Origin of the sequence: Sphingopyxis sp. (assembly GCF_051861155.1) — a bacterium.
Taxonomy (GTDB): domain Bacteria; phylum Pseudomonadota; class Alphaproteobacteria; order Sphingomonadales; family Sphingomonadaceae; genus Sphingopyxis.
The window spans coordinates 422,902-436,196 of sequence record NZ_JBHYDE010000002.1; the positions used below are offsets into that span (position 1 = coordinate 422,902).

General features: G+C 64.3%; 13 protein-coding genes and 1 tRNA gene. 8 read left to right on the forward strand and 6 right to left on the reverse strand.

Annotation, left to right across the window (positions count from 1 at the left end; translation table 11 throughout):
• Positions 1-8 precede the first annotated feature (8 nt).
• The gene (locus tag ACTIFP_RS05230) at positions 9-581 is read left to right on the forward strand and encodes a TMEM165/GDT1 family protein (RefSeq protein ID WP_439567655.1); all 573 of its coding nucleotides are present in this window, start codon (positions 9-11) and stop codon (positions 579-581) included.
• Here the strand turns inward: ACTIFP_RS05230 and galE are convergent.
• The gene (gene galE / locus ACTIFP_RS05235; RefSeq protein WP_439567656.1) at positions 578-1,594 is read right to left on the reverse strand and encodes a UDP-glucose 4-epimerase GalE; all 1,017 of its coding nucleotides are present in this window, start codon (positions 1,592-1,594) and stop codon (positions 578-580) included. The genes ACTIFP_RS05230 and galE overlap by 4 nt on opposite strands.
• A 181-nt stretch (positions 1,595-1,775) precedes the next feature.
• Between galE and ACTIFP_RS05240 the strand changes: the two genes are divergently transcribed.
• Positions 1,776-2,447, forward strand: a complete 672-nt coding sequence (locus tag ACTIFP_RS05240; protein ID WP_439567657.1) for a spermidine synthase — start codon at positions 1,776-1,778, stop codon at positions 2,445-2,447.
• 7 nt (positions 2,448-2,454) lie between these two features.
• Here the strand turns inward: ACTIFP_RS05240 and ACTIFP_RS05245 are convergent, their stop codons facing one another.
• The 3 genes from ACTIFP_RS05245 to folK form a co-directional block, all read right to left on the reverse strand.
• Complete coding sequence (locus ACTIFP_RS05245; protein WP_439567658.1) at positions 2,455-3,474, reverse strand: NAD-dependent epimerase/dehydratase family protein; 1,020 nt, start codon at positions 3,472-3,474, stop codon at positions 2,455-2,457.
• A gap of 204 nt (positions 3,475-3,678) precedes the next feature.
• A tRNA-Lys gene (locus ACTIFP_RS05250) sits at positions 3,679-3,754 on the reverse strand.
• A gap of 43 nt (positions 3,755-3,797) precedes the next feature.
• Positions 3,798-4,334 (reverse strand): 2-amino-4-hydroxy-6-hydroxymethyldihydropteridine diphosphokinase, encoded by a 537-nt coding sequence (folK, locus tag ACTIFP_RS05255; protein WP_439567659.1) that lies wholly within the window; start codon positions 4,332-4,334, stop codon positions 3,798-3,800.
• A gap of 23 nt (positions 4,335-4,357) precedes the next feature.
• Here folK and ACTIFP_RS05260 point away from each other — a divergent pair, with 23 nt between their 5' ends.
• Positions 4,358-5,047, forward strand: a complete 690-nt coding sequence (locus ACTIFP_RS05260; RefSeq protein ID WP_439567660.1) for a uracil-DNA glycosylase — start codon at positions 4,358-4,360, stop codon at positions 5,045-5,047.
• Here ACTIFP_RS05260 and ACTIFP_RS05265 read toward each other — a convergent pair.
• Positions 5,008-5,484 carry an RNA pyrophosphohydrolase gene (locus ACTIFP_RS05265; RefSeq protein ID WP_439567661.1) on the reverse strand — a complete coding sequence of 159 codons (477 nt, stop codon included), beginning with the start codon at positions 5,482-5,484 and terminating at the stop codon, positions 5,008-5,010. The genes ACTIFP_RS05260 and ACTIFP_RS05265 overlap by 40 nt on opposite strands.
• On the reverse strand, positions 5,481-6,428 hold the full coding sequence (locus tag ACTIFP_RS05270) for an alpha/beta hydrolase (RefSeq protein ID WP_439567662.1): 948 nt from the start codon (positions 6,426-6,428) through the stop codon (positions 5,481-5,483). The genes ACTIFP_RS05265 and ACTIFP_RS05270 overlap by 4 nt, the downstream gene beginning before the upstream one ends.
• 197 nt (positions 6,429-6,625) lie before the next feature.
• Between ACTIFP_RS05270 and ACTIFP_RS05275 the strand changes: the two genes are divergently transcribed.
• The 5 genes from ACTIFP_RS05275 (at position 6,626) to ACTIFP_RS05295 (ending at position 13,272) form a co-directional block, all read left to right on the forward strand.
• Positions 6,626-8,488 (forward strand): 2-oxoacid:acceptor oxidoreductase subunit alpha, encoded by a 1,863-nt coding sequence (locus tag ACTIFP_RS05275; RefSeq protein WP_439567663.1) that lies wholly within the window; start codon positions 6,626-6,628, stop codon positions 8,486-8,488.
• Positions 8,485-9,522 carry a 2-oxoacid:ferredoxin oxidoreductase subunit beta gene (locus tag ACTIFP_RS05280; RefSeq protein WP_137751670.1) on the forward strand — a complete coding sequence of 346 codons (1,038 nt, stop codon included), beginning with the start codon at positions 8,485-8,487 and terminating at the stop codon, positions 9,520-9,522. The genes ACTIFP_RS05275 and ACTIFP_RS05280 overlap by 4 nt, the downstream gene beginning before the upstream one ends.
• Positions 9,523-9,611: 89 nt before the next feature.
• Positions 9,612-10,571, forward strand: coding sequence for a metal-dependent hydrolase (locus ACTIFP_RS05285; protein WP_439567664.1), 960 nt, complete (start codon positions 9,612-9,614; stop codon positions 10,569-10,571).
• Positions 10,568-11,956: a cryptochrome/photolyase family protein gene (locus ACTIFP_RS05290; RefSeq protein ID WP_439567665.1), complete on the forward strand. Its 1,389-nt coding sequence runs from the start codon at positions 10,568-10,570 to the stop codon at positions 11,954-11,956. Before ACTIFP_RS05285 ends, ACTIFP_RS05290 begins: the two co-directional genes overlap by 4 nt.
• Before the next feature lie 35 nt (positions 11,957-11,991).
• On the forward strand, positions 11,992-13,272 hold the full coding sequence (locus tag ACTIFP_RS05295) for a class I SAM-dependent methyltransferase (protein ID WP_439567666.1): 1,281 nt from the start codon (positions 11,992-11,994) through the stop codon (positions 13,270-13,272).
• Positions 13,273-13,295: the final 23 nt, after the last annotated feature.

Below are 13,295 nucleotides of genomic sequence, written 5' to 3' on the forward strand. Positions count from 1 at the left end.
GCATGTTCATGGAAGCCTTGTTCACCTCGACCGCGGTCGTTGCGCTCGCCGAAATCGGCGACAAGACGCAATTGCTAGCGATATTGCTCGCGACGCGGTTCAACCGCCCGCTACCGATCATCCTTGGCATATTGGTTGCGACGCTGGCCAACCATGCGCTCGCGGCGTTGCTCGGCGCGCAGGCGGCGGCGTTCCTCGACAGCCCTATCTTTCGTTATGCCGTGGGCCTGTCGTTCATCGCCATGGCGGCATGGACGTTGATTCCCGACAAGTTCGACGACGACGAAGCGCCAAAGCCGCGCTTCGGGGCGTTCCTGACGACGCTTGTGGCCTTCTTCCTCGTCGAAATGGGCGACAAGACCCAGATCGCGACGATTGCGCTCGGCGCGCAATATCATGACGTCATCGCGGTGACCGCGGGAACCACGCTGGGCATGATGATCGCCAATGTGCCCGCGATCTTCCTGGGGCACAAACTGCTGAAGCGCGTCGATCTGGCGAAAGTGCGCATCGTGGCGGCCGCGATGTTCCTCGTAATCGGGCTATGGGTGCTGGGGCAGAGCGCGGGCTGGCTCGGCTAGCCCGAATTGCGCATCGCCAGCGTGCGCTCAAAGCTCCAGCTCGACGCGCACATCGCGTCGAGGTCGCGTTGCGCGGTCCAGCCAAGCTCGCGCGCGGCGCGTTCGGGGCTGGCGAAACAGCTGGCAACGTCGCCGTCGCGGCGCGGCGCGATGCGGTAGGGGATGCGTACGCCATTCACCCGCTCGAACGCCGCGACCATGTCGAGCACCGAATAGCCCTGGCCGGTGCCGAGATTCCATGTCGACAGCGCCGGTGCGGCGCTGGCGATGGTATCGAGCGCGGCGATATGACCGTCGGCCAGATCGACGACATGAATATAGTCGCGCACCCCGGTGCCGTCGGGGGTGTCATAGTCATTGCCGAATACCGAAAGCTCGTCCAGCCGCCCGGCGGCAACGCGGCTGATAAAGGGCATCAGATTGTTGGGAATGCCGTTCGGATTCTCGCCGATCAGCCCGCTGTCATGCGCCCCGACCGGGTTGAAATAGCGCAGCGTCGCGATGCGCCATTCGGGGGCGGCGACAGCGATGTCAGCCAGCATCTCTTCGATCATCAGCTTGGTGCGGCCGTAGGGATTGGTCGCCGACGTCGGATGATTCTCGTCGAGCGGCAAATATTGCGGCTGGCCATAGACCGTCGCGCTCGACGAAAAGACAAGCGTCTTGACGCCGCAATCGCCCATCGCCTGCACCAGCGACAGCGTGCCGCAGACATTGTTGTCATAATATTTGATCGGCTCGGCGACCGATTCGCCGACCGCCTTCAACCCGGCGAAATGAATCACTGCGTCGATGCCATGGTCGGTAATCGCCTGACGCACCGCATCGACGTCGCGAATATCACCGACGACGAGCGGGATCCACGTGCCGGTGATCGCCTCGATCCGCTCGATTACCGCGGCATCGCTGTTCGCCAGATTGTCAAAACAGACGACCTGATGCCCCGCTGCCACCAGCGCCGCTGCGACATGGCTGCCGATATATCCGGTGCCGCCGGTCAATAGGATCTTCATCGGATATTTCGCCTCCACGCGGATTTGCGACGTTCGTCGGTTGCCCTATTCTATCTCGATTGCCCTACCAAGACATTGTCCATTCACCAGTTGCTGATGCGCACGTCATTGGCAAAGAGGCGCGAACGGGTAAGGGGGTGCAAAGAATAGGACGGGAACCCAATATGACGGGCGGCGGCAATTGAGGACACGCGAACTGATCGATACGGCGCCGGTGCCCGGCGGCGAGGCGCTTCGCCTGTTTCGGCGCGGCGACGAATATATCATCGCGCTTGGCGGTAACGAGTTGATGAGCAGCCGGATGAGCGGTTCCGAAGAGGCGCTCGCGACGATGAGCTGCGCCCGGTTGCGCGATCCGGGCTCCGCGAAACTGCTGATCGGCGGCTATGGCATGGGATTCACCCTGCGCGCGGCGCTGGCCGTTCTGGGGCCGCAGGCGAGCGTCACCGTCGCCGAGATCGTCCCCGAAATCATCGACTGGGCGCGCGGCCCGATGGCGACACTTGCGGCGGGCTGCCTCGACGATCCCCGCGTCGAGATTGTTATCGCCGACGTCGCCGGAACGATTGGCGCGAAAACAGCCGCTTATGATGCGATCTTGCTCGACGTCGATAATGGTCCCGACGGCTTGACCCGACCGGACAATGATCGGATTTATTCGCCGTCTGGGCTGGCGAGCGCGAAGGCGGCGCTCCGACCGGGCGGCGTCCTCGCGATCTGGTCGGCCGCGCCCGATGCCGGCTTTACGCGCCGCCTGACCGCCGCGGGCTTCGCGGTCGAACCGGTCAGCGTGCGCGCGCGGTCGAACGGCAAGGGCGCGCGGCACGTCATCTGGTTTGCCAAACGAGCTTGAACTGTCGCTAACCCTGCGCGGTTCCTGTGCGCTTGGTCCATTCCTCACGATACCAGCGCACGAATGCAGGGATTCCGACGGCCATCGGCGTGGTCGGGGCAAAGCCGAGGTCGCGGCTGATATCGTCGATATCGGCGAAGGTCTGATAGACATCGCCGTCCTGCATCGGCAGCAGGTTGATTTCGGCCTTGCGGTCGCACGCCGCCTCGATCGTCCGGATCAGGTCGGTCAGCTGTTCGGGGCGGTTGTTGCCGATATTGTACAATCGGTGCGGCGTCGTAAATCCACCTGGCTTGGGCTGCTTGTCATCCGCTGGCGGGCGGTCGAGCGCCAGGACGACGCCGCTCACAATATCGTCGATGAAGGTGAAATCGCGGAGCATGTCGCCGTGATTGTAAACATCGATCGGGCTTCCCTGCAGCACCGCCTCGGTGAACTTCCACACCGCCATGTCGGGCCGTCCCCACGGTCCATAGACAGTGAAGAAGCGCAGGCCCGTCTGCGGGATCCGGAACAGATGGGCGTAGGTTTCGCTGAGCAGCTCGTCGGCGCGTTTCGTTGCGGCATAGAGCGAGATCGGCGTGTCGGCGCGGTCGGTGACCCGAAAGGGGGTGTCGGATCGCATGCCATAAACCGACGACGACGAGGCATAGACGAGATGCGAAATCGCCCGATGGCGCGCCAGCTCGAGGATATTGACGTGGCCGGAGATGTTCGAATGGACATAAGCGGCAGGGTTTTCCAGCGAATAGCGGACGCCGGGTTGCGCGCCAAGGTGAACGATCCGGTCGATCGTCTCGTCGGCCAGCGCCTGCATGAGTGCATTGGCGTCGCCGAAATCGACGTCGAAAAAGCGAAACAGATGACCGTGGTGCGCCTCAAGATGCGCAATGCGCGCATGTTTGAGGTCGAGCGAATAATAGGGCGTGAAATTGTCGATCCCGATCACGGAATCTCCGCGTGCCAGCAGGGCGGCTGCGACGTGCATCCCGATAAAACCCGCTGCGCCGGTGATGAGTATCGTCACATTCCGTCCCCGTTATGGTCGCGTGCTCCCGCGCCGTTCGCGCACATTTGGCGCCGTGGCGGCAAGATGCGCGCCGCTGTCGCCGCCTTATCCAGCCAATCGGTAAATTCGCCGGTAACGGCAACAGGAATATCGACGAAATCCGAGACCGGCAGCGCGGGGGCTCGCCCGCGCATCCGGGACCGTCCATAATCTATGCAATGGTGGTGAGCCCTGCTGGGTTCGAACCAGCGACCTACTGATTAAAAGTCAGTTGCTCTACCGACTGAGCTAAGGGCCCATCGCGGCGCTGCAAAGGCGGCGTGCGAAAGTGAGCCGTCGCCCTAGTGCGCCGCTGCGCCCCGGTCAACCGGCTTTGGACGTGCAAGGCGCGCGGCGAGTTGGCGGACGCTGCGGCGGTGGAGTGGATGCTGCCATTCGGGGACGATCGCGCGCAGCGGGCCGAGGACGAAGGCGCGCCGTTCGATCGCCGGATGCGGCACCACCAGCGCGCCGTCCGACCAGATGCCGCCCGACCAGAGCAGAATGTCGAGGTCGAGCGTCCGCGCGCTCCAGCGCTGGCCGGTACGGCGGCCGAACGCGATTTCGATCGCCTGCAATCGTTCGAGCAATTCGGGGGGACTCAGCGCCGACGCGACGAGCGCCACGGCATTGGCGTACCGGCGCCGCGACGGGCCGAGCGGGTCGCTGGCGATGATCGGGCTGGCATCGACGGCTTCGATGTCGTCGCTTTCCAGCGCCGCGAGCGCGGCGAGCAACACCGCGCGCGGGTCGCCATAGCGCGCATGGCGCCGGTTCGAGCCGAGGCCGATCGCGTAAAGTGCCAGTGGTTCCCTGGATGGCGGCGTTGCGTTGCCCATGTCCGCGCGCCTATCGCAGAATAGTGGAGATTGATAGTCCATTGCCCGGTACCGAGCCGCCGCGCGACTGTGCCCGATGCCCGCGGCTGGTTGCCTTGCGCGCCGAATGCCGCGCCGAGCATCCTGATTGGTGGAATGCGCCCGTCCATGCGTTTGGCGACCCCGACGCGTGGCTGGCATTTGCCGGGTTGGCGCCGGGCAAGCATGGCGCGAACCGGACGGGACGGCCGTTCACCGGCGATTATGCCGGCGACCTGTTGTTCGCAACGCTTGCCGAATTCGGGTTGAGCAAAGGCCGCTACGACGCGCGCGTCGATGACGGGCTGACGCTGGACGGCGCGATTATCGTCAATAGCGTCAAATGCCTGCCGCCGCAGAACAAGCCGACGCCGCAGGAAATCATGAATTGCCGTCCCTTTTTCGAGGCGCAGCTTGCCGCGCTGCCAAAGGTAAGCGTGATCATTGCGCTGGGGCGGATCGCCCATGATGCGGCTTTACGGGCGATGGGCTTGCGGCTTGCCGCCCATCCCTTTGCGCATGGCGCGGTGCATCGGCTGCCCGGGGAACGGCATCTCGTCGATAGCTATCATTGTTCGCGCTACAATATGAATACGGGGCGGCTGACGCCCGCGATGTTCGCCGACGTGTTTCGCACCACGCTGGCGCTGAAAAATCAGACCAGCGGGCCGAATTCCTCGACCAGCCCGCGGTAGAGCACGCGTTTGAACGGCACGATCAGCTTTTCGATCTCGGTCAGATCGGCCCATTTCCAAGCGCGAAATTCCTGATGCTTGGTGTGGATGTTGACGTCGCCATCCTCGCCCATGAAGCGCATCAGGAACCAGTGCTGGCGCTGGCCGCGATATTTGCCGCCCCACATCTTGCCGATCAGATGATCGGGCAGGTCGTAGAAATATTCCTCTTTGCTGCGCGCGATAATCTCGACCAGCCCGCCATGGACGCCCGTTTCCTCGCCCAGTTCGCGGATCGCTGCCATTTCGGCATCTTCGCCGGGGTCGATCCCGCCTTGCGGCATCTGCCACGCTTCGCTGGAGGTATCGAGCCGCTGGCCGACGAAGATCCGGCCGTCGCGGTTGGCGAGCATGACACCGGCGCAGGGGCGGTAGGGCAGGGCGTTGTGATCGATCATGCGGTCCCGCTAGCCTCGGCAACGATCGCTTTCAAGACCGTCAGGGCGCCGCGGATGTCATCTTTCGCGCTGGGGATGCCCTGCGCCAGGTTGATATAGCCGTGGATCGTGCCCGTCGCTTCGCGATAGGTCGTCGGCACGCCGGCCTCGATCAGTTTGGCGGCATAGGCGCGGCCCTGATCGCGCAACGGGTCGAGTCCCGCGGTGGTGAGCAGCGTCGGCGGCAGGCCTGCCGCAGGAAAGTCGAGCGGCGACGCCCGGTAGTCGGCAGGATCGGCGGCATAATGATTGCCGAACCACGTCATGCTGCCGGTCGTCAGCAGATGGCCTTCGCCGAAATCGCGATAGCTTTGCCAATCGTCGTGCGTCGTGACTGCGGGATAGATCGGGTGCATCGCGATCACCGGCTTGGACGCCGGCCGATCGCGCAAGGTCAGCGCGGTCGCGATGGTCAGATTGCCCCCGGCGCTTTCGCCCGACAGAACCAGCCCGGTGCACGGGAAATGCTCCGCGACCCAGCGCGTCGCCGCTTCGCAATCGATCGGAGCGGCGGGGAAGGGGTGTTCGGGGGCGAGACGATAATCGACCGCGATCACCGGGATGTCGAGCAGGCGCGCGGCTTCGGCGCAATAAGCATCATGGGTGTCGAGATCGCCGATCACCCAGCCGCCGCCATGATAAAAGACCATCACCGGGCCCGGCCCGCGGCCGGGACGATTGTCATAGATGCGGATCGCAATGTCGCCTGCGGGGCCCGGGATCATCCGGTCCTCGACATGCGCGATCTCACCGCGCGGTGCATCCGCCAACTGGCCCATCACCCGAAACATCTCGCGCGCCGCCGCAGGCGGCACCTCTTCCATCTTTGGACCGTCCTGCGCGTTCAGGAATGTCAGGAACGCCGCCACGTCGGGGCGGGTATAATGGGTGGTGCCGTCGGTCATCCTGCTGGTCCCCTTTTTCCGCTTGCGCGGCCTGTTGTTGGCGCAGCTATTCGGCATCGCGTCCGATAATTCAATGGCAATTGGCAACCTATCGGACGTTTGAAGTTTGCAGCGCACAATTTTTTCTGAATTGCGGCATCGCGCCCACAGGCCTAGGCCCATGTCACAGGTTCGCAAGATTTAAGGCAGAAGATAAAATGGCGACAGCGGTAGTGGACGAAGCCGACAAGCGGCAGTCCCCCCTTTCGGATGCGGTAGTAGTCAGATTTGCGGGAGATAGCGGCGACGGGATGCAGCTGACCGGTGGTCAGTTCACCCTCTCCTCGGCGCTGGCGGGCAACGACTTTGCGACCTTCCCCGATTTTCCGGCGGAGATCCGCGCGCCGCAGGGCACGTTGTTCGGGGTGTCGGCGTTCCAGATCAATTTCGGGTCGTCGGCGATCGACACCGCGGGCGACGCGCCCGACGTGCTGGTCGCGATGAACCCCGCGGCGCTCAAGACCAATGTGCCCTCGCTCAAGCAGGGCGGGCTGATCATCGCCGACGAGGGCGAGTTCAACGACCGCAACCTCGCCAAGGCGAAATATGACGCCAACCCGCTCGACGACGGCAGCTTGGCGAAGTGGCAGCTGCTCAAGCTCAACATCAGCCAGCTGACGATGGACGCCGTGAAGCCGTTCGGCCTTGGCAACAAGGAAGCGCTGCGCTGCAAGAATATGTGGACGCTGGGGCTCGCGCTCTGGATGTTCGACCGCGATCGCGCGCCGCTCGTCGACTGGTTGAACGGCAAGTTCGCGAAAGCGCCCGATCTGGCGGCGGCGAATATCGCGGCGCTTAACGCCGGCCACGCTTATGGCGAGACCGCCGAGCTGGCGGGTCCGCTCAAGCAGCATCATGTCGACCCCGCGCCAGTGGCGCCCGGCCTCTACCGCACGCTGACCGGCGCCGAGGGCATTGCGCTTGGCCTCGTCGCGGGGGCGCAGCTGGCGAAGCTGCCGATGTTCTTCGGCGGTTATCCGATCACCCCAGCGTCGGCGATCCTGCATCATCTGTCGCGGCTCAAGGAATATGACGTCACGACCTTCCAGGCCGAGGACGAAATTGCCGCCATCTGCTCGGCTATCGGCGCAAGCTATGCCGGCTCGCTCGGCGTCACCAGCTCGTCGGGGCCAGGGATCGCGCTGAAGGGCGAGGCGATGGGCCTGGCGATCATGACCGAGCTGCCGCTCGTCATCGTCAATTCGCAGCGCGGCGGCCCGTCGACCGGCCTGCCGACCAAGACCGAACAGTCGGACCTGTATCAGGCGGTCTATGGCCGCAACGGCGATGCCCCGATGCCCGTCATCGCCGCGCGCTCGCCCGGCGACGCGTTCGAATGCGCGGTCGAGGCGGTGCGCATCGCGGTGCAATATATGACCCCGGTGATGCTGCTAACCGACGGCTATATCGCCAATGCCGCTGAACCCTGGGCGGTGCCTGATCTCACGACCTACGAAGCGTTCCCGGTCGAATTCCTGACCGAAGTGCCCGAAGGCGGGTTCAAGCCCTATGGCCGCGACGAAAAGCTCAAGCGTCCGTGGGTCAAGCCGGGTACCCCGGGCCTGCTCCACCGCATCGGCGGGATCGAAAAGGAAATCGATACCGGCCATATCAATTACGAAGCGTCGAACCATCAGGCGATGACCGACATCCGCAAGGACAAGGTCGACGGGATCAAGGTACCCGACCAGATCGTCGAACTCGGTGCCGAGGGCGGCAAGCTCGCGATCGTCGGCTGGGGCTCGACCTTTGGCCCGATCCATCAGGCGGTGCGCCGCAAGCGCGCCGAGGGGCTCGACGTCAGCCACGTTCATATCCGCCACATCTGGCCGCTGCCCGCCAATCTTGGCGCGCTGCTCAAAAGCTATGACAAGGTCATCGTGCCCGAAATGAACACCGGCCAGCTCAAGACTGTGCTGCGCGACCAATATCTGGTCGATGCCCAGCCGGTGAACAAGGTGTCGGGTCAGCCTTTCACCATCGCCGAAATCGAAGCCGCCATCGAGGAGGCACTGAAGTGAACGAGATGACGACCATCGCCCGCACCACGACGCTGAAGGATTGGGAAACCGATCAGGAAGTCCGCTGGTGCCCCGGCTGCGGCGATTACGCGATCCTGAAGGCGGTGCAGCGCACGATGCCAGAAATCGGCACCACGCCCGAAAACACTGTGTTTATCAGCGGCATCGGCTGCTCGTCGCGCTTCCCCTATTATATGGAAACCTATGGCTTCCACACGATCCACGGCCGCGCGCCGGCGTTCGCGACCGGGCTGAAGCTTGCCAATCCGAACCTCGATGTGTGGATCGTCACCGGCGACGGCGACGGGCTGTCGATCGGCGGCAACCACACGATGCACCTGATCCGGCGTAATCTCGATTGCCAGATCATGCTGTTCAACAACGAGATTTATGGGCTGACCAAGGGGCAATATTCGCCGACCAGCCGCGTTGGCACGACCAGCCCATCGACCCCCTATGGCTCGGTCGATCGTCCGGCGCAGCCCGCCGCCTTCGCGCTCGGTGCCGGATCGCGCTTCGTGGCGCGCGGCTTTGACGTGTCGAAGAAACTGCCCGAGGTGTTGAAAGCGGCCCATGCCCACAAGGGCGCGGCGTTTATCGAGATTTTCCAGAACTGTATCGTCTATAATAAAGACGTGTTCGAGGATTTTGCGGCACCGAAAGGCGCCGAAGATCGTCAGCTCTGGCTCGAGAATGGCGAACCGATGCTCTATGCCAAGGGCACCAAGGGCATCGCGCTGGACGCCGAGGCGTTGCACCTCAAGACCGTCGATGTCGTCGATGGCGACTGGCAGTCCGCCGGGGTCATCGTCCACGACGTTACCAACCGCAGCGTCGCGCATATGCTGGTCGAAATGCGCTTCGGTGAATTCCCGATGGCGCTCGGCGTGCTTTACGATGATCCGCGCCCGACCTTCGAAGCCGATGTCTGGCGCCAGAATGCGGCCGCGGCGGAAGGCAAGACGGCCGATCTGCAGAGCTTGCTGAAAAAAGGGCAGACGTGGACGGTGACCGAGGGCGGCCCCGACCTGTAACGCCAGCGCACCCGGCTTTGGCTATGCGGAGCGTGAACCGGTCCGCATAGCGCATTGCAAAGCGGGCCGATCCACGCCACCAATCGGCGATGGACAATCTTACGCACAGCCTTGTCGGCGCGGTTCTCGGCCAGATGGGGCTCAAAAAGAAAACCGGGTTGGCGATCCCGACGCTGATTCTGGCGGCGAACCTGCCCGACATCGACGCCGCGTGCCTGGCCTGGCTCGACGGGATTCAGCATCTGGGCTTTCGGCGCGGCATCACCCATGGCCCGATCGCGCTGGTCGTGCTGCCGATCCTGCTGTGGGCGGCGATGCTCGGCTTCGATCGCTGGCAGACGAGGCGCGGCAAGCGTCCCGCAGCACGGCCGCCGATCGACAAGGGCTGGTTGCTCGCGCTCGCCTATATCGGCTGCCTCAGCCACCCGGCGCTCGACTGGCTCAACAATTACGGCATTCGCCTGCTCGAACCCTTTTCGTCGCAATGGTTTTTTGGCGACACGATCTTCATCATCGACCTGTGGATATGGATCGCGCTGGGCCTGTCGGTCTGGTTATCGCTGCGCCGTGAGCGCGCCGGGGCGGGCAACTGGCAGCGACCTGCGTGGATCGGCTTCACCGCGGTTTGCGCTTATATTTTCGCCAATGGCCTGATTACCCACGCGGCCGAACGCATGGGGGCGCAGGCCTTGCTCGCGAGCGGACACCGTGATGCGCTGGTTGTCGCCAGCCCGCCGCCGCTGGCCTTCTGGCAGCGCGATGTCTTCTGGCGCACCGCAGAGCGTTATGGGAGCGGGAGTTTTACGCCCGGGGTGGGCGGAAAACTGGACATCAGCGGGCAACCGACCGGGATGGACGATCCGCGCCTGAAAACATGGCTGATGGGCGATCCCGATGCCCGCGCCTTTTTGTTCTGGGCGCGGATGCCGGTGGCGCAGGCGGCTGGCGACGCGATCCTGCTGCGCGACCAGCGTTTCATGCACCCGCTGGCGCAGGACCGGTTTCAGGCGCGGCTGATGGCGCCCGACACCGCCACCCACGACGAATGACCGTGCCGAATATCCTGTGGTTCCGCCGTGACCTGCGCCTGTCGGATCAGGCGGCGCTGATCGCTGCGGCCGCCGAAGGTCCGGTGATCCCGATCTTCATCCTCGACGATGAGACGCCCAGGCATCGCCGCATGGGCGCGGCGTCGCGCTGGTGGCTGCACCACAGTCTCGCCAGCCTCGATGCCAGCTTGCGCGAAAAAGGATCGCGCTTGATCCTACGGCGCGGCAAGTGCGAGGATCAACTGGCTCAGATCGGCAAAGAAACCGGGGCAATCCGGGTGCATTGCCTGCGCCACTACGAGCCATGGTGGCGCAACGCCGAAAAGGCGGTGGGGAAGCGGCTCGATCTGGTTTGCCATGACGGCAATTACCTGCTGCCGCCCGGATCGCTGACCACCGGCGGCGGCACACCCTACAAGATTTATACCCCCTTCTGGCGCGCGTTGAAGGACCATATGCCGCCCGCGAACCCGCTGGAACGCCCCAGCGACATCGCGGCGCCGAGCGCATGGCCGGCATCGGACAGGTTGGGCGATTGGACTCTGCTTCCGACCAAGCCGGACTGGGCCACCGGCTTCGCCGCCGAATGGCAGCCGGGCGAGGCGGGTGCGCGCACGCGTGTCGCCGATTTCATCGACGCCGCATCCGATTATAACCGCCGCCGCAACCTGCCGTCGCAAGAGGGTAGCTCACGCCTGTCGCCTCACCTGCATTTCGGCGAGGTATCGCCCGCCGCCATCTGGCATCGCACCGCCGCCGCTGGGGGCTCGGTCGATGTGTTTCTGGGCGAGATCGGCTGGCGCGACTATGCCCAGAATATCATCCTGCAATTCCCTGATTATGGCGGGCGCAGCGCGCGCCCGGCCTTTGACGATGATTTGCCGTGGCGCAGCGGCAGCAAGGCCGATGCCGACCTGTCGGCCTGGCAACAGGGCCGCACCGGCTATCCGATCGTCGATGCCGGGATGCGCCAGTTGTGGGCGACGGGGTGGATGCACAACCGGGTGCGGATGATCGCCGCCAGCTTCCTGATCAAGCATCTGCTGATCGACTGGCGGCAGGGCGAGCAATGGTTCTGGGACACGCTGGTCGATGCGGACTATGGATCAAACGCGGTGAACTGGCAGTGGGTGGCGGGCAGCGGCGTCGACAGCAACATGTTCACGCGCATCATGGCGCCGCTGACGCAGTCGGAAAAATTCGATGCAGCGGCCTATATCCGCCACTGGGTGCCCGAACTGGCCAAAGTCGCCGAGCCCGCGATCCACGACCCCGACAGCTTCGGGCAACGCCCGCCGAGCTACCCCGCCAAGATCATCGGTCACCGCGAAGCGCGCGAACGCGCGCTGGCGGCGTATGACGTCATGAAGGCGCGCGGCAACTGATTGTCAGGCGCCGGACTTTGGGGCAGAAAGATGCTATGAACACGCATGTCAGCCCGCGCCGTGGCAAGGAACTGCTCCGCGCCGATCGCGCCTATCGCACCGGCGGGCTGTTGGCACGGCTGTTGGCGCTGGCACCCGCGAACATGTTTCACCGGCTGCTCGATCGGATCGACGCGGGGCTCGCGCTCGGGACGATCGAGGCGCATTTGCCCGACGGGAGTGTGCGGCTGCTCGGCGGTCGGGGCAAGGGGCCGGTGGCGGTCGTTCATTTGCAGAGCTGGGCGGCGCTGGTGCGCCTCGCGCTGTCCGGTTCGGTCGGCTGGTATCGCGGCTGGGACGCGGGCGAGTGGACGTCGCCCGATCCGGTGCCGCTGTTCGACCTGTTTATGCGCAATGGTGAGACCCTCGGCGACGTCGCGCGGGCGCGCGGGCCGCTGCGTTGGGTGAACAAGGCGGTCCATGGGCTGCGGCGGAATAATCGTCGCGGTGCCCGGCGAAACATTCATGCTCACTATGATTTGGGCAATGATTTCTATCGCTTGTGGCTCGACCAATCGATGAATTATTCGAGCGCGCTGTTCACCGATCCGGGGCAGTCGCTGGACGAGGCACAGGCGGCCAAGGTCGATGCGATCCTCGACCGGCTGGATCTGCGGTCGGGCAGCCGCCTGCTGGAAATCGGTTGCGGCTGGGGCGCATTGGCCGAACGCGCGGTCGAGCGCCACGATGTGCTCTACACCGGGATCACGCTGTCGCCGTCGCAGGCCGAAGTCGCCGATGCGCGGCTCGCCGCGATCGATCTGTCGGGCCGCTCGCGCATCGAAATCTGCGACTATCGCGACGCGCAGGGGCCCTATGACGCGATCGCCAGCGTCGAAATGGTCGAGGCGGTGGGGCAGGCCTATTGGCCGGCCTATCTCGACGCGATCGCGCGCTTGCTGCGCCCGGGGGGCAAGGCGGCGATCCAGTATATCCTGATCAACGACGCATTGTTTGAGCGCTACGCGGTGAGCAGCGATTTCATCCAGGCGTATATCTTCCCGGGCGGCTGCCTGATCTCCGAAAGCCGGTTTCGCTCGCTCGCCGAGGCCCGGGGCTTGGCCTGGCGCGATGTTCAACGGTTCGGCGACGATTATGCCGAAACGCTGCGCCAGTGGCGCGAACGCTTCGACGCGGTGGTCGCCGCCGGTCAACTACCGCCGGGTTTCGACGACCGCTTCGTGCGGCTCTGGCGCTATTATCTGCAATATTGCGAAGGCGGCTTTCGGGGCGGCGGCATCGATGTCGCGCAAGTCACGCTGGAAAAAACAGCCTGAAAATCAGGGGGGAGAGCTATGCG

Bases quoted from the DNA above. Each gene is read 5' to 3' on its own strand.
- galE (WP_439567656.1), bottom strand. From the start codon at position 1,594: ATGAAGATCCTATTGACCGGCGGCACCGGATATATCGGCAGCCATGTC.
- ACTIFP_RS05230 (WP_439567655.1), top strand. From the start codon at position 9: ATGGAAGCCTTGTTCACCTCGACCGCGGTCGTTGCGCTCGCCGAAATC.
- folK (WP_439567659.1), bottom strand. From the start codon at position 4,334: ATGGGCAACGCAACGCCGCCATCCAGGGAACCACTGGCACTTTACGCG.
- ACTIFP_RS05265 (WP_439567661.1), bottom strand. From the start codon at position 5,484: ATGATCGATCACAACGCCCTGCCCTACCGCCCCTGCGCCGGTGTCATG.
- ACTIFP_RS05295 (WP_439567666.1), top strand. From the start codon at position 11,992: ATGAACACGCATGTCAGCCCGCGCCGTGGCAAGGAACTGCTCCGCGCC.
- ACTIFP_RS05275 (WP_439567663.1), top strand. From the start codon at position 6,626: ATGGCGACAGCGGTAGTGGACGAAGCCGACAAGCGGCAGTCCCCCCTT.
- ACTIFP_RS05285 (WP_439567664.1), top strand. From the start codon at position 9,612: ATGGACAATCTTACGCACAGCCTTGTCGGCGCGGTTCTCGGCCAGATG.
- ACTIFP_RS05270 (WP_439567662.1), bottom strand. From the start codon at position 6,428: ATGACCGACGGCACCACCCATTATACCCGCCCCGACGTGGCGGCGTTC.
- ACTIFP_RS05290 (WP_439567665.1), top strand. From the start codon at position 10,568: ATGACCGTGCCGAATATCCTGTGGTTCCGCCGTGACCTGCGCCTGTCG.